17 protein-coding genes are annotated in these 19,454 nt (G+C 68.0%); 8 read left to right on the top strand and 9 right to left on the bottom strand.

All coding sequences use genetic code 11. The features are described 5' to 3' along the window. Window positions 1–34: 34 nt before the first annotated feature. From AB0F43_RS06070 to AB0F43_RS06055, 4 genes are all read right to left on the bottom strand, one after another. Entirely contained in the window at window positions 35–1,789 is a 1,755-nt protein-coding gene (locus AB0F43_RS06070) for a beta-galactosidase family protein (RefSeq protein WP_360471271.1), read from the bottom strand. Between the two features lie 102 nt (window positions 1,790–1,891). Then, entirely contained in the window at window positions 1,892–3,244 is a 1,353-nt protein-coding gene (locus AB0F43_RS06065) for a sugar ABC transporter substrate-binding protein (RefSeq protein ID WP_360471268.1), read from the bottom strand. 11 nt (window positions 3,245–3,255) lie between these two features. Further along, window positions 3,256–4,176 carry a carbohydrate ABC transporter permease gene (locus AB0F43_RS06060; RefSeq protein ID WP_360471265.1) on the bottom strand — a complete coding sequence of 307 codons (921 nt, stop codon included), beginning with the start codon at window positions 4,174–4,176 and terminating at the stop codon, window positions 3,256–3,258. Further along, window positions 4,176–5,081, bottom strand: coding sequence for a sugar ABC transporter permease (locus AB0F43_RS06055; RefSeq protein WP_360471263.1), 906 nt, complete (start codon window positions 5,079–5,081; stop codon window positions 4,176–4,178). Before AB0F43_RS06055 ends, AB0F43_RS06060 begins: the two co-directional genes overlap by 1 nt. 128 nt (window positions 5,082–5,209) lie before the next feature. Here AB0F43_RS06055 and AB0F43_RS06050 point away from each other — a divergent pair, with 128 nt between their 5' ends. Beyond that, window positions 5,210–6,256: a LacI family DNA-binding transcriptional regulator gene (locus AB0F43_RS06050; RefSeq protein WP_360471260.1), complete on the top strand. Its 1,047-nt coding sequence runs from the start codon at window positions 5,210–5,212 to the stop codon at window positions 6,254–6,256. A gap of 91 nt (window positions 6,257–6,347) precedes the next feature. On the opposite strand, the gene sucD is transcribed toward AB0F43_RS06050, so the two are convergent. Next, window positions 6,348–7,241: a succinate--CoA ligase subunit alpha gene (sucD, locus tag AB0F43_RS06045; protein WP_360471257.1), complete on the bottom strand. Its 894-nt coding sequence runs from the start codon at window positions 7,239–7,241 to the stop codon at window positions 6,348–6,350. 5 nt (window positions 7,242–7,246) lie between these two features. Continuing rightward, window positions 7,247–8,407 (bottom strand): ADP-forming succinate--CoA ligase subunit beta, encoded by a 1,161-nt coding sequence (gene sucC, locus AB0F43_RS06040; RefSeq protein ID WP_360471255.1) that lies wholly within the window; start codon window positions 8,405–8,407, stop codon window positions 7,247–7,249. A gap of 181 nt (window positions 8,408–8,588) precedes the next feature. On the opposite strand from sucC, the gene AB0F43_RS06035 reads away from it, so the two are divergent. Continuing rightward, entirely contained in the window at window positions 8,589–9,935 is a 1,347-nt protein-coding gene (locus AB0F43_RS06035) for an MFS transporter (RefSeq protein WP_360471252.1), read from the top strand. Continuing rightward, window positions 9,932–10,567 (top strand): hypothetical protein, encoded by a 636-nt coding sequence (locus AB0F43_RS06030; RefSeq protein WP_360471249.1) that lies wholly within the window; start codon window positions 9,932–9,934, stop codon window positions 10,565–10,567. Before AB0F43_RS06035 ends, AB0F43_RS06030 begins: the two co-directional genes overlap by 4 nt. On the opposite strand, the gene AB0F43_RS06025 is transcribed toward AB0F43_RS06030, so the two are convergent. After that, complete coding sequence (locus tag AB0F43_RS06025; RefSeq protein WP_360471246.1) at window positions 10,498–10,776, bottom strand: hypothetical protein; 279 nt, start codon at window positions 10,774–10,776, stop codon at window positions 10,498–10,500. The genes AB0F43_RS06030 and AB0F43_RS06025 overlap by 70 nt on opposite strands. Before the next feature lie 137 nt (window positions 10,777–10,913). Here AB0F43_RS06025 and AB0F43_RS06020 point away from each other — a divergent pair, with 137 nt between their 5' ends. From AB0F43_RS06020 to AB0F43_RS06000, 5 genes are all read left to right on the top strand, one after another. After that, on the top strand, window positions 10,914–12,632 hold the full coding sequence (locus AB0F43_RS06020) for a thiamine pyrophosphate-binding protein (RefSeq protein ID WP_360471244.1): 1,719 nt from the start codon (window positions 10,914–10,916) through the stop codon (window positions 12,630–12,632). A gap of 13 nt (window positions 12,633–12,645) precedes the next feature. Beyond that, a complete protein-coding gene (frc, locus tag AB0F43_RS06015; protein ID WP_360471242.1) occupies window positions 12,646–13,884 on the top strand; it encodes a formyl-CoA transferase in 1,239 nt (412 codons plus the stop codon). Window positions 13,885–13,915: 31 nt separating this feature from the next. Continuing rightward, a complete protein-coding gene (locus AB0F43_RS06010) occupies window positions 13,916–16,060 on the top strand; it encodes an acetate--CoA ligase family protein (protein WP_360471240.1) in 2,145 nt (714 codons plus the stop codon). Window positions 16,061–16,162: 102 nt separating this feature from the next. Then, window positions 16,163–17,662, top strand: a complete 1,500-nt coding sequence (locus AB0F43_RS06005) for an Nramp family divalent metal transporter (RefSeq protein ID WP_360471237.1) — start codon at window positions 16,163–16,165, stop codon at window positions 17,660–17,662. A gap of 2 nt (window positions 17,663–17,664) precedes the next feature. Next, window positions 17,665–18,210, top strand: coding sequence for a hypothetical protein (locus AB0F43_RS06000; RefSeq protein ID WP_360471235.1), 546 nt, complete (start codon window positions 17,665–17,667; stop codon window positions 18,208–18,210). 103 nt (window positions 18,211–18,313) lie between these two features. On the opposite strand, the gene AB0F43_RS05995 is transcribed toward AB0F43_RS06000, so the two are convergent. Continuing rightward, entirely contained in the window at window positions 18,314–19,075 is a 762-nt protein-coding gene (locus AB0F43_RS05995; protein ID WP_360471232.1) for a GntR family transcriptional regulator, read from the bottom strand. 136 nt (window positions 19,076–19,211) lie between these two features. Next, the gene (locus tag AB0F43_RS05990) at window positions 19,212–19,367 is read right to left on the bottom strand and encodes a hypothetical protein (protein ID WP_360471229.1); all 156 of its coding nucleotides are present in this window, start codon (window positions 19,365–19,367) and stop codon (window positions 19,212–19,214) included. Between the last annotated feature and the right edge of the window lie 87 nt (window positions 19,368–19,454).

Below are 19,454 nucleotides of genomic sequence, written 5' to 3'. Positions count from 1 at the left end.
TCCGGCCACAGCGACGCCGGACCCACCTGTTCGACTACAGCTCGGTCGGCCCGAGCGACGGCCCGGAGACGAAATGGGCGACCGGCTCGGCCATCACGTCGAGTTCGAGTACGACGAGCTCGTTGTGGCCAGGTCGGAGTACCGGGCCTGGCACGTACAGCGTCTCCTGCGGACCACGGCGCCAGTAGCGGCCGAGGCAGAAGCCGTTGACCCAGGCGATGCCTTTGCCCCAGGCAACGGTGGAGAGGAAGTGGTCGACCGGCTCGGCGACGTCGAAGCCGGCCCGCCAAGCGGTCGGCCCGACGCCGGAGGCATCCGGTGCCGGACCGGCGCCGTCCGTGGAAGTCCACAGCTCGGGAACGCGGTCGAGGTCGATCACCCAGGCCGACCAGTTGGTGAGATCCGCCGAGCCGAGCTGGACCGGGCCGATCAGGCCCTTGGGCTCGCCGATGCGCTGACCGTAGTTCACCCGCCCCTGGTCCTCGACGACGATCTCGAGCCGCCCGCCGTGGGGCAGCATCAGCGCCCGGTCGTGCCGCTCGCGATCGAGCACACCGACCGGAGCGCCGTCCAGGAACACGTACGCCCGATCCCGCACTTCATGAACGCTCAGCAGCGTAGGTCCGTCGGCAGTGACCTCAGTCCGGAAGATGGCCAGCTGTGCGTCCAGCGAGTCGAGGGTCGGCATCACGTCGTGCCGCGACGACGAGCCCCACGCCGACGGATCCGCGAGCAACCGGATCGGCGAGCCCAGTGCGGCGGACGTCTCCGGCGCCGCGGGCCGCGACGCCGGGACAACGTCGGGGACCGGCGCGTACCGGGAGATGACCTCCCGGAAGGCGTGGAACTTCGCCGTCGGGTTCCCCGACTCATCCAAGGGGGCGTCGTAGTCGTACGACGTGATCGTCGGCCGGTAGACGCCCTTGTCGTTGGCCCCGCTGGTCAGCCCGAAGTTCGTGCCGCCGTGGACCATGTAGATGTTCACCGACGCGCCGGCCGCGAGCAAAGCATCCAGCTCGGCCGCCGCCTCCGCGACCCCGGTCGTGTGATGCGGTCCGCCCCAGTGGTCGAACCACCCGTCCCAGAACTCCATGCACATCAACGGCCCGGTCGGCTGGTGCTTCCGCAACGTCGCCAGCCGCTCGTCGGCCCGCGAGCCGAACGAGCCGGTCCGCAGTACGCCGTCCAGTCCGCCCGCGGCGAGCATCGCGTCGACCGGCTGGTCGACCGTCACCAACGGCACCGTGATCCCGGCGTTCCGGATGATCTCGGCCACCGACTTCAAGTAGGTCTGGTCGTCGCCGAACGCGCCGTACTCGTTCTCGACCTGGACCAGCAGGACCGGTCCGCCCTGATCCACCTGCAGGGGCTGGACGATGCGGAGCACGTTGTGCAGGTACGTCTCGACCGCGGCCATGAACTTCGGCTCGTACCGGCGGACCCCCATGCCCGGCTCCCGGAAGAGCCAGGCGGGGAGCCCGCCGTTGTCCCACTCCGCGCAGATGTACGGCCCGGGGCGGACGATCGCGTACAGGCCCGCCGCCGCCACCTCCCGCAGGAACCGTTCGAGATCGAGCATCCCGGAGGTGTCGAAGGTGCCCGGCCGCGGGCTGTGCGCGTTCCACGGCACGTACGTCTCGATGGTGTTGAGGCCCATCAGGCGGGCCTTCTCGATCCGGTCTGCCCAGCTGTCCGGGTGCACCCGGAAGTAGTGCAGTGCCCCGGACAGGATCCGGAAGGGCCGGCCGTCGAGAAGGAAGTCGGACTCACCGATCGCGAACTCGGTCATCTCTCTCTTTCTGAACAAGTCCTGGGCGGACGGATCGAGCTCTGGACAGAAAGCGGCAGCGGCCGGGCCGGATCCCAGCCGCTGCCGGCTTCGAGGTACTGACTAGCCGTTGACTTGGAAGCCCTGCTGGTTGCCGTACGCAACCAACGCGTCCTGCCAGGCCTTCAGGCCGGTGTTGAGATCGGACTTGGACTGGTACGACTTGCCGACCGTGTCGCCGTAGATGCTGTTGGCGTACAGCTCGTACGGCAGGTAGCTCCAGCCCTTGACGACCGTGTCGGCCGCGCCGGTGAGCACCTGGTTGATCTTCTGGCCGCCGAAGTACGCGCTCGCCTTGTCGACGAAGGCCGGGTCCTTCAGGTCCGCGGTGGTGGCCGGGAAGCCGCCGCTGGCCAGGAACGGCTTGACACCCTCGTCGTGGTTCAGCCACCGGACGAACGCGGCCGCCAGCGCCGGGTTCTTGCTCTGCTTCAGCACGGACTCGGTGCTGCCGCCGTTCTCGGCGGTGGCCGGCTGGCCGTCGTACGTCGGCATCGGGGCGACTCGCCACTTGCCCGCGCCGGCCTTGACCGACGCCTCCATCACGCCCGGCATCCAGGCCCCGGTCGGCAGGGTGGCGATGGTGCCGTCACCGAGGGCCTTGAACCACGCGTCGGTCCAGCCCGGGATGCTCCCGACCAGGCCGCCCTCGACCAACTGGTTCCAGGTCGACGTCCACTTCTTCGAGCCGTCGTCCTGCAGGTTGATGGTGATGTTCTTGCCGTCGGTCTTGAACGGCTGACCGCCGGCCTGCCAGATCATGCTGGTGGTGAAGCCGGCGTCACCGGCGTCGTTGGTGATGTAGGCCTTCGGGTTGGCCGCGTGCAGCTTCTTCGCGGCGGCGACGTACTCGTCCCAGGTCTTCGGTACGGCGATGCCGTACTTGTCGAAGACCTCCTTGTTGTAGAACATCGCCATCGGGCCCGAGTCCTGCGGCAGGCCGTACAGACCGCCACCGGCGTGCACGGCGGCCCAGGTCGAGGCAGTGTAGGCGGACTCGTACTGGTTGAAGCCGTACTGGTTCAGGTCGACGAGCGAGCCGGGCAGCGCGAACTGCGGCAACGCCTGGTACTCGATCTGGGCCACGTCCGGCGCACCCGAGCCGGCCTTGATCGCGTTCTGCAGCTTGGTGTAGTGGTCGTTGCCGGTACCGGCGTTGACCAGGTTCACCTTCACGTTCGGGTACTGCTTCTGGAACGCGGCGACCTGAGCCTCGGCCGAGGGCGTCCAGGTCCAGTAGGTGATCGTGCCGCCCGCCTTCAGCGCGGCGTCGACGGCGTCGACCGAGCCCGTGGTCTGGCTCCCGCCGCTGCTGCCGGAGCTGTCCGAGCCGCCGCCGCACGCGGCCACGACCGCCAACGCGGTGAGTGCGGCTCCGGCAACCACCAGCTGCCGGATGCGCCGATGTGACTTCATCCTGATTCCTTTCACTTGACGCTCCCTGCGCTCAGGCCCGACTGCCAGAACCGCTGAAGCAGGAGGAAGGCGATCACCAGAGGCACGATGGTCAGCAACGACCCCGTGATCACCAGGTTGTAGATGGGGCGGGCACCCACGCCGGTCGCTTGGTTGCTCCACTGGGTGAGCCCGACCGTGAGCGGGTAGAGGTTGGGTTTGCTGAGCATGATCAGCGGGAGGAAGTAGTTGTTCCAGGTCGAGACCACCGCGAACAGCAGGGTGGTGACGATGCCGGGGGCAAGCAGTCGCAGCGCGACCATGAAGAAGATCCGCACCTCGCCGGCGCCGTCGATCCGGGCCGCCTCGAGCAGCTCCACCGGTACGGCGTCGGTCGCGTAGACCCACATCAGGTAGAGCCCGAACGGGCTGATCAGCGACGGGATGATGATCGCCCAGACGGTGTTGGTCAGTCCCAGGTTCGAGAACATCAGGAACGTCGGCACCGCCAATGCGGTTCCGGGTACGGCGACCGCACCGAGCAGCACCGCGAACACGGCGCGCCGGCCGGCGAACTTGTACTTCGCCAAGCCGTAGCCGGCCGCGGTCGCGAGCAGCGTCGCACCGCCGGCCCCGACCACCACGTAGAGCAGGGTGTTGCCGAGCCACCGCAGGAAGATGCCGTCGTTGTAGGTCAGCGTGTCCCTGATGTTGCTGAAGAACGCGAAGCTCTTGCCGAACCACAACCCCGGGCTGGAGAGCAGGTCGTTCTGGGTCTTGGTCGCGCTGATGAACAACCAGACCAGCGGCACCAGGGTGTAGATCAGGTAGAGCACCATCACCCCGGTCAGCAGCGGCGACTTCTTCGGCCGCAGCGGCGAGCTCCCGGTCTTCTTGTTCCTCACCCGGGGCGTCGTGCTCCCGACGCGTGGGGCGTCCACGGTGGTCGTCATCACAAGGCCTCCCGGGAGCCGCGCAGCTGGACGACGTACGCGATGATCGCGGTGATGACGCCCATCACGATCGCGATGGTGGCGGAGTAGTTGAACTGCTGTCCGGCGAAGGACAGGTTGTAGGCGTACATGTTCGGCGTGTAGTACGTGGTGATCACGTTCGGCGCCAAGGTCCGCAGGATGTTCGGCTCGTTGAACAGCTGGAAGCTGCCGATGATCGAGAAGATGGTGGCGATCACGATCGCGCCGCGCAGCGCGGGCAGCTTCACCGCCCGGATGGTCCGGAACGTGCCGGCGCCGTCGATCGCTGCCGCCTCGTACAGCTCACCGGGGACCGTGCGCAGCGCCGAGTAGAAGATCAGCATGTTGTAGCCGACGAACTCCCAGGTGACGATGTTGGCGATCGACGGCAGCATCCAGCTGCCGCTGAGCGGCTGGATCGCGCTGGTGCCGAACAGGTCGTTCAGGCTGGCGGCCAGGCCGAAGTCGTTGCCGTAGATGTAGCCCCACATCAACACCGCGACCACACCCGGTACGGCGTACGGCAGGAAGATGATGATCCGGAAGAAGCCGGCGGAGTGCAGCCGGGCGCTGTCGATGGCCAGCGCGGCCAGCAGGGCCAGGATCAGCATCACCGGCACCTGGACGACCAGGAACACCGCCACCCGGCCGAACGCCTCCCAGAACTTCGGGTCCCGCAGCGCCTCGGTGTAGTTGTCCAGGCCGACGAACACGGTGCCGCCGAAGAACGCCTGGTCCCGGAAGAGGCTGAGGTAGATCGCGTACCCGATCGGGGCCAGGAAAGTGAGCGCGAACACGGCCAGGAACGGCCCGACGAACACCCACCCCTTGCTCTCCTGGCTGAAGCTTCCACGCCTTCGGCGCAGTGCAACGGACTGACTCATGCGCCCGTCGGCCTCCTTCGTGAACTCGTCGCCGACACGCGATGTTGACGTCAACATCGAACGCCGAGACGGTAGCGTGTTTACGTCAACATGTCTACACTGCGGGCACAAGTCGAGGAGGGGTGCCGATGTCAGCGGAGGAGTCGCCGGTACGGCGTCGGCGCGGACCGTCGATGGCCGACGTGGCCCGGCTGGCCGGGGTGTCCGGGCAGACCGTGTCCCGGGTCGCGAACGACCGGCACAATGTCGACGCGGCCACCCGGGACCGGGTCCAGGCCGCCATGCGAGAGCTCGGCTACCGGCCGAACAGCGCCGCCCGCGCCCTGCGCAACGGGCAGTTCCGCAGCATCGGGGTGATCGTCTTCGAGCTCTCCAGCTTCGGTACGACGCGAACCCTCGACGCGGTCGCCGCGGCGGCCACCATCAGCGGCTACACGATCAACCTGCTGCCGGTGCTCGACGTCAACCAGCGCGCGGTGACGAACGCCTTCAGCCGGCTGGGTGAGCAGGCGGTCGACGGCGTGATCATCCTGATCGAGGCGCACACGCTGGACGAGGCCGGCATACAGCTGCCCGAAGGGCTACCGGTCGTCGTCGTCGACTCCAGCGCCCGCTACGACTACCCGATCGTCGACAGCAACCAGGCCCAGGGCGCGCGCCTGGCGACTGAGCACCTGCTGGATCTCGGCCACGAGACGGTCTGGCACGTCAGCGGTCCGCCGACGTCGTTCGCGGCGGACCGGCGCCGGCGTTCCTGGGAGCTGACCCTGACGCAGCGAGGTTGTGAGGTACCGCCGGTGCTCGACGGCGACTGGACCCCGAGCTCCGGGTACGAAGCCGGCCGGAAGCTGGCCGCGAACCCTGATGTCACCGCGGTGTTCGCCGCCAACGACCAGATGGCGCTCGGCGTGCTCCGCGCGCTGCACGAGCGGGGCCGCGTCGTGCCGGATGATGTGAGCGTGGTGGGCTTCGACGACATGGAGGAATCCGCGCACTTCTGGCCGCCGCTGACCACGATCCTCCAGAACTTCACCGATGTCGGCCGGCTCAGCGTCGACGCCCTCATCCGCGAGATCCAGGCCGGCGAACACCACCACGACCCCGTCGCCGTACCCACCAAGCTGGTGGTCAGAAGCAGTACGGCGCCGCCCCGCCGACCCCAACTTGCTGGGTAGACCCATCACGTTGTGGGTTTGCCACCCTGAATCCGGGTGGCAAACCCACCATTTGGCTGGCTAACCAGCGAAATGTCGTACCTGATCGCGGTCAGACGGCGACCTCCTCGACCGCCATCACGGCGCGCATCAACTGTGCGGTCTCCGACGGGGTCTTGCCCACGCGTACGCCGACGGCCTCGAGGGCCTGCTGCTTCGCGGCCGCCGTACCGGACGAGCCGGACACGATCGCACCCGCGTGGCCCATCGTCTTGCCCTCCGGCGCGGTGAACCCGGCCACGTAGCCGACCACCGGCTTGGTGACGTTGTCCTTGATGAACGCGGCCGCCCGCTCCTCGGCGTCGCCGCCGATCTCGCCGATCATCACGATCGCGTCGGTGTCCGGGTCGTCCTGGAACGCCTGCAGCGCGTCGATGTGCGTCGTACCGATGATCGGGTCACCGCCGATCCCGATCGCGGTGGAGAAGCCGAAGTCCCGCAGTTCGTACATCATCTGGTAGGTCAGCGTGCCCGACTTCGACACCAGCCCGATCCGGCCGGGACCCGCGATGTCCGCGGGAATGATGCCCGCGTTGGCGCGTCCCGGGCTGATGATGCCGGGGCAGTTCGGGCCGATGATCCGGGTGCCCGCGGCGGCCGCGTGGGCGAAGAACGCGGCGGTGTCGTGGACCGGCACACCCTCGGTGATCACCACCACCAGCGGCACGCCGGCGTCGACGGCCTCGATCACCGCGCCCTTGGTGAAGCGGGGCGGGACAAAGACCACCGACACGTCCGCGCCGGCCGACTTCACCGCGTCGGCACAGGATCCGTAGACCGGGATCGATCGCTTCGCGAAGTCGACCGACTGCCCGCCTTTGCCGGGGGTGACGCCGCCGACGATGTTGGTGCCGGCGGCAAGCATCCGGCTGGTGTGCTTCTGTCCCTCGGACCCGGTCATCCCTTGCACGATGACCCGGCTCTGTTCGGTCAGGAAGATCGCCATCGCTCTCACGCCTTTCGGTTCTGTGCTGCCAGTTCGGCGGCGCGGGCGGCGGCGCCGTCCATCGTGTCCACCACGGTCACCAGCGGGTGGTTGGCCTGGGCAAGGATCCGGCGGCCCTCGTCGACGTTGTTGCCGTCCAGCCGGACCACCAGCGGCTTGTCGGCCTGGTCGCCGAGCAGTGCGAGGGCCTGGACGATCCCGTTCGACACCGCGTCGCAGGCGGTGATACCGCCGAACACGTTCACGAACACACTGCGGACCTGAGCGTCGGAGAGGATGATGCCGAGACCGTTGGCCATCACCTCCGCGGAGGCGCCACCGCCGATGTCGAGGAAGTTGGCGGGTTTCACGCCGTACGGCTCACCGGCGTACGCGACGACGTCGAGGGTGGACATGACCAGGCCCGCGCCGTTGCCGATGATCCCGACCGAGCCGTCCAGTTTGACGTAGTTCAGGCCCTTCTCCTGGGCCGCTGCCTCGAGCGGGTCCGCGGCCGCCTTGTCCTCGAACCCCGCGTGATCGGAATGCCGGTACGACGCGTTGTCGTCCAGCGTGACCTTGCCGTCGAGGGCTTCGAGTGATCCGTCGCCGAGTTTCACCAGCGGGTTCACCTCGACCAGCGACGCGTCCTCGGTGACGAAAACGTCCCACAGCTTCCGTACGACGTCCTCCGCGCCGGCCGGGAAGCCCGCGGTGGCAACGATCTCGGCGGCCTTGGCCTCGTCCACGCCGACGGCCGGGTCGATCGCGACCTTGGCGATCGCGTCCGGGTTGGTGTGCGCGACCTCCTCGATCTCGACACCGCCCTCGGTGCTGGCGATGCAGAGGTAGTCGCGGTTGGCCCGGTCGACCAGGAAGGAGAAGTAGTACTCCTCGGCGATGTCGGCGGCCGGCGCGAGCAGCACCCGGCGGACGGTGTGTCCCTTGATGTCCATGCCGAGGATCTCGCTCGCCTTGGCGACCGCCTCGTCGGGGGAGCCGGCCAGCTTGACGCCGCCGGCCTTGCCGCGGCCGCCGGTCTTCACCTGTGCCTTCACCACCACCCGGCCGCCCAGTTCCGCGGCGGCCGCGGCGGCGTCGGCGGGGTCCTCGATCACCCGTCCGAGCGTCACCGGGACGCCGTGCCGGGCGAACAGTTCCTTGGCTTGGTACTCCATCAGGTCCACGGCAGCAGCCTCCTTCGGCGGGGTTATCGGCGACTGTATTCTGTATGCACATCTCGTCACAAGACCCCGGCCGCAACACGCCGGGTCTGGACAGCCGTTCCGGACAGGAGTACCAAGGTTCCATACGGTATGCAGTAGTCAGGAGACGATGATGAATCACGCGACTCCAACGCCCCGGGACGTGCGCGATGTCTACGGACGCCGCTACCGGATCGGCGAAGACGCCCGGGACCTGACCGGGCACCCCCGACGCTGGCAACTGTGGGCTGCCTGGTCCTGCATGGTCGCCATCAGCCCGCTGCAATACTCCTTCGGTACGGCGTCGCTCGGCCTGCAGTACGGGCGCGGCTGGAGCGCGGTGGCGACGATGTGGCTGCTCGCCGTCTTCGTCGCGTGCCAGGCACTGACCGCCATTCCGGCCGCCTGGGCCCAGCGGGTACGCCGTACCACGCCGACTCAGCTCGTCGTGATCGGAGGTCTGCTCGCCGCGGTCGGCCTGGCGACGCTCGCTCATGCGGACAGCTACCCCCTCGTACTGCTGGGCTACGCGGTGGCAGGCGGAGCCGGTGCCGGTCTGGTGTACGCCGCCTGCATCACCACCGCGGCACGCTGGTTCCCGGATCGCCGTACGGCGACCATCGGCTTCGTCACCGGAGGATTCGCGGTCGGCGCGGTACCGAGCATCGCCTTGCTGACGGTCTTCCCATCGAGCGGTGGTCAGCGCGTGGTCTTCGATCTGACTGCGCTCGTCGCCGTCCTGGTCGTGCTGGTGGCCGGCGGCGTGCTCAAGGATCCGCCACGGCACTGGTGGCCCGCGCACATCGACGCGCAGGCTTGGGCGGTCGATCGCAAGCTCAACCGCAGCATCCCGCACAACGCGCCGGCGGTCCGGCACTACCGGCCGGCCGAGGCGATGCGGACCGGTGCGCTGCCGCTGATGTGGCTGACGCTGGCCTCGAGTACGGCGTTGTCCTTATTCGGTATCGCGTTCGTCGTGAGCTACGCGGTCACCGCGCAGTTGGGCGTCGCGGTCGCCGGGTTCGCGGCCGGAATGCTTGCCGCGGTCAACGGCCTCGGGCGGTCGCTGGCCGGCCACCTGTCTGATCGGTTCGGCCGGCGTCGCGTGCTGGCCGCCGTACTGATGGTCGAAGGCTTCACCCATGTCGGTCTCGTGGTCGCCGGTGAGGCGGGTGCCCGCTGGGCGTTCGTGCTGTGCGCGATGTTCGCCGGCCCCGGCGGTGGTGCCTTCTACGCGATCATGGCGAACCTCGTGCTGGAGTTCTTCGGTGAGCACAGTCTGCTGCAGAACCAGGCGATCCTGTACTCCGCCAAGGCCGCCGGTGGACTCGTCGGCGTCGGTGTCGCGGCTTCGCTGGTGGCGTCCGTCGGCTATCGGCCGCTGTTCCTCGGCGCCGGGTTGCTCGGCGTACTGACTGCTCTGATCGTGCGGTTCCTGAAACAACCGGGCCGGCCGGCGCTCCCGGTGCGGCCGCAGTTGGGTACGCCGGTCGTCGGGTCGGGCGAGTGAGCGGCTACGTCAAGGTCGCGCGGCCTGATCCGTGCGTGATGGAGTTGGTGTCGAAGCTGGCCCGTGAACCGTGGACGGACCGTCCGACCTGCGTGCATCCGACGCTGAGCGCGGTTGCCAGGGCGGTCCATGACCACAGCAGCTCGGCCGGCCGGCGGGCGTTGCTGCCGCTGGCGTCGAGCTTCATCGGCACCGCGCGGCCCGGCTTCGAGTCGTCCGCTCGAGTGGTCGCGTTCTGTGTCTCGACCGCGTTGGCCGGTGGCGAGATGACGAAGGACGAACGCGTCCGGTTGTCGAAGGCTCATCAGACCGCGCTGCACTTGATCACCGGCCGCGACGAGCCTGGGGGAGCGGCGCGCTGGTGGCTGCCGGTGCTCGGCCGGTTCGGCTGGAGTGAGCCGTTCTACCGGACGTTCGTCGCCACTGAACAGGCCGCGGAAGCGGTCGCGGTCGCCGCCCGTGCTTCGGACGGCGACCGCGACGTACGCCTGCGGCAGTTACTCAAACAATGTCTGACGGTGCTCAATGCGGCGCCTCCGGCGCAGCGGGTCACGGGGACCGGTCACGGCGCCCGGCGGCCGGGTGCTCCCAAGCCCTCGTGTTCCACGTCCGCCCAGAATCCGTGGTCGTAGTCCCCGTCCGGGATTGCCACGAGTTCGTGTCGCCGGGGCGCGCGGACCTGTTGCTCTAGCCGGCGCAGGTCCGTGGCGCACCGCTCCAGGTCGTCCAAGAGCCGCAGTACGTCGAGATGCGGGCCGAGCTGATTCCTCAATGCCAGCAGGGATTTCTCCAGGGCCTGCACGGCCTGGCGGGTCCGGTCGAGATCGTCGTGAATCGTCATCGCGGCCTCCCTGGGAGCGAACTCTGGACAACCACCGGGGCGTGCGATAAGACTACGACTACACCATACGGTATGCAATCTACATTCTGTTGACACAACAGGGGCGAACCCCGGCCCTTCCGAGGAGATGACTGCAGATGGCGCAGACAGTGTCGGAGACCCAACCAGCCGTCGATGTGAAGGAGCCGGCTCCCGCGACCATCTCAGGTGGTCATCTGGTCGCGAAGGCCCTGAAGGCCGAGGGGATCGACGTGATCTTCACCTTGTGTGGCGGTCACATCATCGACATCTACGACGGCTGTGTGGACGAGGGCATCGCGGTGGTCGACGTACGGCACGAGCAGGTCGCCGCGCACGCGGCCGACGGCTACGCCCGGATGACCGGTAAGCCCGGCTGCGCCGTCGTCACCGCCGGCCCTGGTACGACGGATGCCGTCACCGGGGTCGCGAACGCGTTCCGGGCGGAGAGCCCGATGCTGCTGATCGGCGGCCAGGGCGCGCTGAACCAGCACAAGATGGGGTCCCTGCAGGACCTGCCGCACGTCGACATGATGACGCCGATCACCAAGTTCGCCGCGACCGTGCCGCACACCGCGCGGGTCGCCGACATGGTGTCGATGGCCTTCCGGGAGTGCTTCAACGGCGCCCCCGGCCCGTCCTTCCTGGAGATCCCGCGCGACATCCTGGACAACTCGGTCCCGGTCGAGCAGGCCACAGTCCCGGAGGCCGGCCGCTACCGGGCCTCCACCAAGAGCATCGGCGACCCGGCGAACATCGAGGCGCTGGCCGACCTGCTGGTCCGGGCCGAGAAGCCGGTCGTCCTGCTCGGCACCCAGGTCTGGACCTCGCGCGGCACCGATGCCGCGATCGACTTCGCCCGGAAGCTCAACATCCCGGCGTACATGAACGGCTCCGCCCGCGGCACGCTGCCGCCCGGCGATCCGCACCACTTCCACCTGTCCCGGCGGTACGCGTTCAACAACGCCGACCTGATCCTGATCGTCGGTACGCCGTTCGACTTCCGGATGGGCTACGGCCGCCGGCTGCCGAAGACCGCGACGGTGGTCCAGATCGACATGGACTACCGCACCGTCGGCAAGAACCGCGACATCGACCTCGGCCTGGTCGGCGACCCGGGCGCGATCCTGGCCGCGGTCACCCAGGCCGCCTCGGGCCGGGTGCAGAAGGCCGGCGACCGGAAGGCCTGGTTCGCCGAACTGCGGGCCGAGGAGGACGCGTCGTACCAGAAGCGGCTGCCGAAGCAGCTGTCCGACGCGAACCCGATCCACCCGCTGCGGCTGGCGCACGAGATCAACGAGTTCCTCACCGACGACTCGATCTACATCGGCGACGGCGGCGACATCGTCACCTTCTCCGGCGGCGTGGTGCAGCCGAAGTCGCCCGGCCACTGGATGGACCCGGGCCCGCTCGGCACGATCGGCGTCGGCATCCCGTTCGTGATGGCGGCCAAGTACGCCCGCCCGGACAAGGAGGTGGTCGCCCTGTTCGGTGACGGCGCCTTCTCGCTCACCGGCTGGGACTTCGAGACGCTGGTCCGCTTCAACCTCCCGTTCATCGGTGTGGTCGGCAACAACTCCTCGATGAACCAGATCCGCTACGGCCAGGAGGCCAAGTACGGCCAGGCCCGCGGCCGCGTCGGCAACACCCTCGGCGACGTCAAGTACGACGAGTTCGCCAAGCTGCTCGGCGGCTACGGCGAGGAGGTCCGCGACCCCAAGGACATCGGGCCGGCCATGCGGCGCGCCCGTGAGTCGGGGCTGCCGTCGCTGATCAACGTCTGGGTCGACCCGGACGCGTACGCCCCCGGAACCATGAACCAGACCATGTACAAGTAGTGGAGGACCCGTCATGACCGTGTCCCCTCAGAGGGCCCTCGAAGGTGTTCGTGTCCTGGACATGACCCACGTCCAGTCCGGACCGTCGTGTACCCAGATCCTCGCCTGGCTCGGCGCCGACGTGATCAAGCTCGAGGCGCCGACCGGTGACATCACCCGCCAGCAGCTGCGCGACCTCCCGGACGTCGACAGCCTCTACTTCACGATGCTCAACTGCAACAAGCGCAGCATCACGCTGAACATGAAGTCCGAACGGGGCAAGGAGATCTTCACCGACCTGGTGAAGGACGCCGACATCCTGGTGGAGAACTTCGCTCCCGGTGCGATCGACCGGATGGGCTTCACCTGGGACCGGCTGCAACTGATCAACCCGCGGCTGATCTTCGCCTCGATCAAGGGCTTCGGCCCGGGTCGGTACGAGGACTTCAAGGCGTACGAGGTGGTCGCGCAGGCGATGGGCGGCGCGATGAGCACGACCGGGTTCGAGGACGGCCCGCCGACCGCGACCGGCGCCCAGATCGGTGACTCCGGCACCGGCATCCACCTGGTCGCCGGCATCCTGGCCGCGCTGTACCAGCGGACCAACACCGGCAAGGGCCAGCGGGTCACCGTCGCGATGCAGGAGGCGGTGCTCAACCTGACCCGGGTCAAGCTGCGCGACCAGCAGCGACTCGCCCACGGACCGCTGCGCGAGTACCCGAACGAGCACTTCGGGGACGAGGTGCCGCGGTCCGGGAACGCCTCCGGCGGCGGTCAGCCGGGCTGGGCGCTGCGGTGCGCGCCGGGCGGTCCGAACGACTACATCTACGTGATCGTCCAGCCACCCGGCTGGGCGCCGATCGCGAACCTGATCGGCAAGCCCGAGCTGGCCGACGACCCGGACTGGGCCACGCCTGCCGCCCGGCTCGACAAGCTGGACAAGATGTTCGCACTGATCGAGCAGTGGACCGAGCAGCACACCAAGTTCGAGGTGATGGACAAGCTCAACGCGCTGAACGTGCCCTGCGGGCCGATCATGTCCACCCGGGAGCTGATCGAGGACGAGACGCTGGCCGAGCTCGGCGCCGTGGTCGAGGTGAAGCACCCGCAGCGCGGCAGCTTCAAGACCGTCGGCTGCCCGATCAAGCTGTCCGACTCCCCGGTCGAGGTCGAGACCTCACCCGGTCTCGGCGAGCACAACTCCGTCGTGTACGGCGCTCTCGGCATCGACACCGCCGAGCTCGAGGAACTCAAGGCCGCCGGCGTCGTCTGACGCCGTACTCATCCTGAATTGGAGATCAGGCATGACCTATGATAAGGCAGCAGTCCAGACCATCCTCGACCAGGCTCTGGCGGACGGCCGCACCTCGCTGAGCGCTCCCGAGGCCAAGCAGGTCGCGGACGCGTACGGCATCCCGACGCCGGGTGAGGGGCTGGCCACGACTGCCGAGGGAGCGGCCGGTCTGGCGGCCGAGATCGGCTTCCCCGTCGTGCTGAAGATCGTCTCGCCGGACATCCTGCACAAGACCGACGCCGGCGGTGTGGTGGTCGGAGTGGATTCCGAGGACACCGCGAAGCAGGCGTTCGCGAAGATTGTCGACAATGCGAAGGCCTACAAGGCTGATGCCGACATCACCGGTGTACAGGTGCAGAAGATGCTGGTCACCGGCGGCGACGTGCAGGAGGTCATCGTCGGCGCGGTCACCGACCAGACGTTCGGCAAGGTGGTCGCGTTCGGGCTGGGTGGCGTCCTGGTCGAGGTGCTGAAGGACGTCACCTTCCGGCTGGCCCCGGTGTCGGCCGACGAGGCCCGTTCGATGATCGACGGGATCGGCGCGCACGAGATGCTGAACGGCGTCCGCGGCGCCAAGCCGGTGGACAAGGACGCCGTCGCCGACCTGATCATGCGGCTGTCCGACCTGGTCACCGACTTCCCGCAGTTCGCCGAGGTGGACCTGAACCCGGTGCTGGCCGGGCCGGACGGCGCCACCGCGGTGGACTTCCGGATCATCGTCGACGCCGAGGCCGGCAAGCCGGTCGACCGGTACAGCCAGGAGCAGATCCTGACCGCGATGACCCGGATCATGAAACCCCGCGCGGTCGCGGTGATCGGCGCCTCGAACGAGACCGGCAAGATCGGCAACTCGGTGATGAAGAACCTGGTCAGCGGCGGCTACCAGGGCGACATCTACCCGATCAATCCGAAAGCCGACGAGATCCTGGGACTGAAGGCGTTCCCGTCGATCACCGACGTACCGGGTGACGTGGACGTCGCGGTGTTCGCCGTACCGGCCAAGTTCGTCGGCGGAGCGCTCGAGCAGTGCGGTCAGAAGGGCGTGGCCGGCGCGATCCTGATCCCGTCCGGGTTCGCCGAGACCGGCGAGCAGGAGCTGCAGGACGAGGTCGTCGCGATCGCGCGCAAGCACAACGTGCGCATCCTCGGCCCGAACATCTACGGCTACTACTACCTGCCGGAGAGCCTGTGCGCGACGTTCTGCACGCCGTACGACGTCCGTGGCAGTGTCGCGTTGTCGTCACAGAGCGGAGGCATCGGGATGGCGATCCTCGGCTTCAGCCGGTCCAGCCGGATGGGCGTCTCCGCGATCGTTGGAGTAGGCAACAAGGCCGACATCGACGAGGATGACCTCCTGACGTTCTTCGAGAGCGACGACAACACCAACCTGATCGCCATGCACCTGGAGGATCTGAAGGACGGCCGGGCGTTCGCCGAGACGGCGGCCCGGGTGTCGAAGAAGAAGCCGGTCGTCGTGCTGAAGGCCGGCCGGACCGACATGGGCGCGCGGGCGGCCAGCTCGCACACCGGTGCGCTGGCCGGCAACGACAAGGTGTACGACGACATCCTCCGGCAGAGCGGTGTGGTCCGGGCACCGGGGCTGAACGAGATGCTCCAGTTCGCCCGCGGCATCCCGCTGCTGCCGACGCCGAAGGGCGAGAACGTCGTCATCATCACCGGCGCGGGCGGTTCCGGCGTACTGCTGTCGGACGCGTGTGTCGACAACGGCCTGCAGCTGATGTCGATGCCGGCCGACCTGGACGAGGCGTTCAAGAAGTTCATCCCGCCGTTCGGTGCCTCCGGCAACCCGGTCGACATCACCGGTGGCGAGCCGCCGTCGACGTACCGCAACACCATCGCGCTGGGGCTTTCCGATGACCGGATCCACGCTTTGATCCTGGGCTACTGGCACACGATCGTGACGCCGCCGATGGTGTTCGCGAAGCTGGTCGCCGAGGTGGTCGAGGAGTACCGCGCCAAGGGCATCGACAAGCCGGTGGTCGCCTCGCTGTCCGGTGACGTCGAGGTCGAGGAAGCCAGTCAGTACCTGTTCGACCACGGTGTGGTCGCCTACCCGTACACCACCGAGACGCCGGTCCAGGTGCTCGGTGCCAAGTACCGCTGGGCCCGGAACGCGGGTCCGCTCGGTTCGTAGGTCGTTTGTTCGCCTCAGAGGAGGAAGCGGTGATGCGTTTGGGCCGGGGGGAGTGCACGGGGGAGCGGTAAAGCCAGTTGGCGTCGATCTAAGGAGTCCGCCTTGGACGTCACGAGCAAGACCTCAGAAGTACCCGAAGAGCCCGCCTCGGCGGCCGTGACCGAGCGGGTCTGGCGCGCGGGCCGGCTCGAACCGATGCCGATCCGGAAACTTCCGGACGCACCGCCCTCGATGCACATCCTCGGTCCGACCGTCTTCCTGGTCGCGCTGGGCGTCGGCATGGGCGAGTCCTACATGTGGCCCCGGCTCGTCCTGGTGTTCGGGCCGGACATCCGCTGGCTGTTCATGGTCGGCGTCACCCTGCAGGCGTTCGTACTGCTGGAGATGGCCCGGTACGCGATGGCGACCGGCGAGAGCATCTTCTTCGGCGCGGCCCGGATCTTCAAACCGCTGATGTGGTTCTTCTACGTCGCGGCGATCCTGATCTACATGTGGCCCGGCCACCTGTCCGCGGGCGCCGCCGCGTTCGAGGAAATCAGCGGCATACCCTGGCAGGCCTCAGCCTGTGTGGCACTGATCTTCGTCGGCGTGCTGTTCAGCCTGTTGTCGGTGATCTACAACTTCCTCGAGAAGCTGCTTGGCCTGCTGATCGGCCTGCTGGTCGTCGGTACGTCGGTGATCGCGGCGATCGTGGGCAGCTGGGACGACCTGGCGAACACGCTCTCAGGCATGCTCGCGTTCGGGTACTTCCCGGACAAGGCCCTGTCGGAGGCGTGGTTCCCGATCGTGGTCGGCTCGATCGCGTTCGCCGGCCCGTCCGGGATGCAGCAGATGTGGTACACCCTGCAGCTGCGCGACAGCGGCGCCGCGATGGGCGCGCACATCCCGAAGATCCGCGGTCTGCGGTCGGCCGGCGAAGCCGAGTCGATGCCGTCGCGGGGTTTCATGTTCGACACCGAGGACCCGGCCGAGATGCAGAAGTGGAAGGGCTGGCGCAAGTGGGTCACCTTCGACGCGCTGCTGCTCTTCTGGGGTATCACGATGCTGGTCACCATCTCGTTCACCGTGCTGGCCATGTCGGCGGCCCGCACCAACCCGGACGTGGCGGGGCTGATCGAGGGTGGTGAACGGGAGGCGGCGCTGAAGGCGATGTCCGACGCGTTCGCCTCGGCCGGCAGCCCGGTCCTGGGCACGTTGTTCTTCGGCTTCATCGCGCTGATCGGGCTGAACGCGACCCTCGGGCTGTTCGACTCGTTCTCCCGCGGTCAGGCGGACATGACGTACTACTTCGTGCCGGGGGCCAAGCGGTTCTCGATGTCGAGGCTGTACGCCGGATTCCTCTGGGGTGTGATCACCTTCGGCATCCTGATCCTGCTGTTCGGGCCGGCCGAGGGTCCGGCGGGCATCCTGGACATCCTCGCCTTCCTGTCCACGTTCGCGATGGGCGCCTACTGCGTCGTGTTGCTCCTGGTGAACAACAAGCTGCTGCCCAAACCGATCCGGCCCGGGCCGGTGCGCAACGTGATCATCGGGTTCGGCGCGGTGTTCTACCTCGGCCTGCTGTTCTACAGCCTGGCTCGCTTCGGTGTGGTTGTGGGCTGACCATGACAACTCCTGGAGCCGATCTGAAGCAGCTTGCGGAGTTCTCGGTCCCGGCCGCCTCGGTCGGTGCCGCGGCCGGGATCATCGCCGGTGGTCTGGCCGCGTTCGTCGGCCAGCCGGCCGGCTGGGCCGTGGTGACCGGTCTCGGCCTGGGCGTCCCGCTCGTCCTGTTTGGGGCCGGGTACGCCGTCCTGGTCGCGATGGGCAAGGTCCCCGCCGGTGTGTTCGCGCCGGCGGCGGTCTACTGGGTGATCGGGTTCCCGCTCGCCCTGCTGGTGCACTCGGTGGCCACGGAATGGGTGGTGACCGGTGCGCCGGGACTGCCACCAGAGCCGTGGAAGTTCCTCGCCTTCCGGGCCCTGGTGAGCATGGGGTTCGCGATCGGCTTCCTCTGGATGCATGAACAGCTCGGCCGTCACTGGTGGCCGCGCATCCTGGACCACAACCTCTACGCGCGGCGGACCGTCGAGCAGTACGTCCACCTCGCCACCGCCCTCGAGGCCCGCAAGGCCGCCACGGGCCGTGGCCGCAAGAAGAAGCTGGCCTGACGTTCGACGTTCGAGGGGATATCCGCCGATGTTGTGCCTTCGCCCTTGGTCTAGGAGTGGAGAAGGCACAACTCTGGGGGATATCCCCTTGAGTGTGTTGCGGTCAGGTCGTCGTACGGCGGCGACGGCGGGGGGCGGCCGCGTCGGTCTCGGGGGTCTCGTCGCCCGGGCCGCTGGCGGCCTGGAGGTCGTGGTAGGCCTTGCGGGTGTGCTCGGTGTGCTCACGCATGATCTGCGCGGCCTTGTCCTCGTCACCCTCGCTGATCGCCTTGACCAGCCGGTTGTGCTCCCGCCAGGACGCGGCACCGCGGACCGGCGCGACCGGCGTGTAGTACCACCGGACCCGGCGATCCACCTGGGCCGCGAAGTCCACCAGGAACCTGTTGCCGGACATCTGGGTGATCAGGCTGTGCAGCTCGCCGTTCGTCCGGACCGCGCCGTCGATGTCGCCGGCTTCGTGGTACGTCGTACCGACCTTGCACAGATCCTTGAGCTTGGCCACGTCGTCCTTCGTCGCGTGCCGGGCCGCGAGCCGCGCCGACTCCGACTCCAGCGCCGCGCGGGCCGCCAGCAGCTGGTCGACCTCGTCCTCGGCGGGCACGTGCACCATCGCGCCGAAGCCCGGCCGCAGGTCCACCCAGCCTTCGTTGTTGAGCCGCTGGAGGGCCTCGCGGACCGGCTGCCGGGACACCCCGAGCATGCCGGCCAACTCCACCTCGACCAGGTGCCGGCCGCGCTCGAGGGTGCCGTCGATGATCATCTCGGTCAGGGCCTCGTAGACGGACTCACGCAGCGGCGTCGGCCGCTTGACGTGCCGGACACCGGGGGACAGGGGGTCGGTGGTACCCGTGCTGATGGTCGTCATGAGGTCCTTCCCGGGACAAGCGCTGAGGAGATGATCATGGCACTTGGTAGACAGTCTACCAAGTGCCATGCTTTTGGCCGGGCCTTCGGCACCGGCGCGGTCATATATCCCGGCGCCACGCTGGTGGCGCCCGGGGTCAGGCGGCGGTCTCGTCCGCCCGGTGCCGGCTGTCCTCGTCAGTGAGCTTGGCCAGCTCGACGTCCAGGTCGAGGTCGAGTTCCTGCTGCAGCTCCGGGGCATCCGGGAACTGCGGACGAGCCGCCAGAGCGCCGAACCTACGCGTGAAAATCATCGTTACCCTTCCTGCTCCCCGTAGGAGAGCTGTTCTGAATTCTGCCTTCTGTATACATTCAACCAGGTGTACTCACCGGTTATGCCC

Source organism: Kribbella sp. NPDC023972 (assembly GCF_040639075.1).
Lineage (GTDB): Bacteria > Actinomycetota > Actinomycetes > Propionibacteriales > Kribbellaceae > Kribbella.
This window is presented reverse-complemented; position numbering and strand designations above follow the sequence as displayed.

Excerpts from the sequence above, each read along its gene's own strand:
- AB0F43_RS06070 (WP_360471271.1), bottom strand. The coding sequence starts at position 1,789 with ATGACCGAGTTCGCGATCGGTGAGTCCGACTTCCTTCTCGACGGCCGG.
- AB0F43_RS06065 (WP_360471268.1), bottom strand. The coding sequence starts at position 3,244 with ATGAAGTCACATCGGCGCATCCGGCAGCTGGTGGTTGCCGGAGCCGCA.
- AB0F43_RS06060 (WP_360471265.1), bottom strand. The coding sequence starts at position 4,176 with ATGACGACCACCGTGGACGCCCCACGCGTCGGGAGCACGACGCCCCGG.
- AB0F43_RS06055 (WP_360471263.1), bottom strand. The coding sequence starts at position 5,081 with ATGAGTCAGTCCGTTGCACTGCGCCGAAGGCGTGGAAGCTTCAGCCAG.
- AB0F43_RS06050 (WP_360471260.1), top strand. The coding sequence starts at position 5,210 with ATGTCAGCGGAGGAGTCGCCGGTACGGCGTCGGCGCGGACCGTCGATG.
- sucD (WP_360471257.1), bottom strand. The coding sequence starts at position 7,241 with ATGGCGATCTTCCTGACCGAACAGAGCCGGGTCATCGTGCAAGGGATG.
- AB0F43_RS06025 (WP_360471246.1), bottom strand. The coding sequence starts at position 10,776 with ATGACGATTCACGACGATCTCGACCGGACCCGCCAGGCCGTGCAGGCC.
- AB0F43_RS06020 (WP_360471244.1), top strand. The coding sequence starts at position 10,914 with ATGGCGCAGACAGTGTCGGAGACCCAACCAGCCGTCGATGTGAAGGAG.
- frc (WP_360471242.1), top strand. The coding sequence starts at position 12,646 with ATGACCGTGTCCCCTCAGAGGGCCCTCGAAGGTGTTCGTGTCCTGGAC.
- AB0F43_RS06010 (WP_360471240.1), top strand. The coding sequence starts at position 13,916 with ATGACCTATGATAAGGCAGCAGTCCAGACCATCCTCGACCAGGCTCTG.
- AB0F43_RS06000 (WP_360471235.1), top strand. The coding sequence starts at position 17,665 with ATGACAACTCCTGGAGCCGATCTGAAGCAGCTTGCGGAGTTCTCGGTC.
- AB0F43_RS05995 (WP_360471232.1), bottom strand. The coding sequence starts at position 19,075 with ATGACGACCATCAGCACGGGTACCACCGACCCCCTGTCCCCCGGTGTC.
- AB0F43_RS05990 (WP_360471229.1), bottom strand. The coding sequence starts at position 19,367 with ATGATTTTCACGCGTAGGTTCGGCGCTCTGGCGGCTCGTCCGCAGTTC.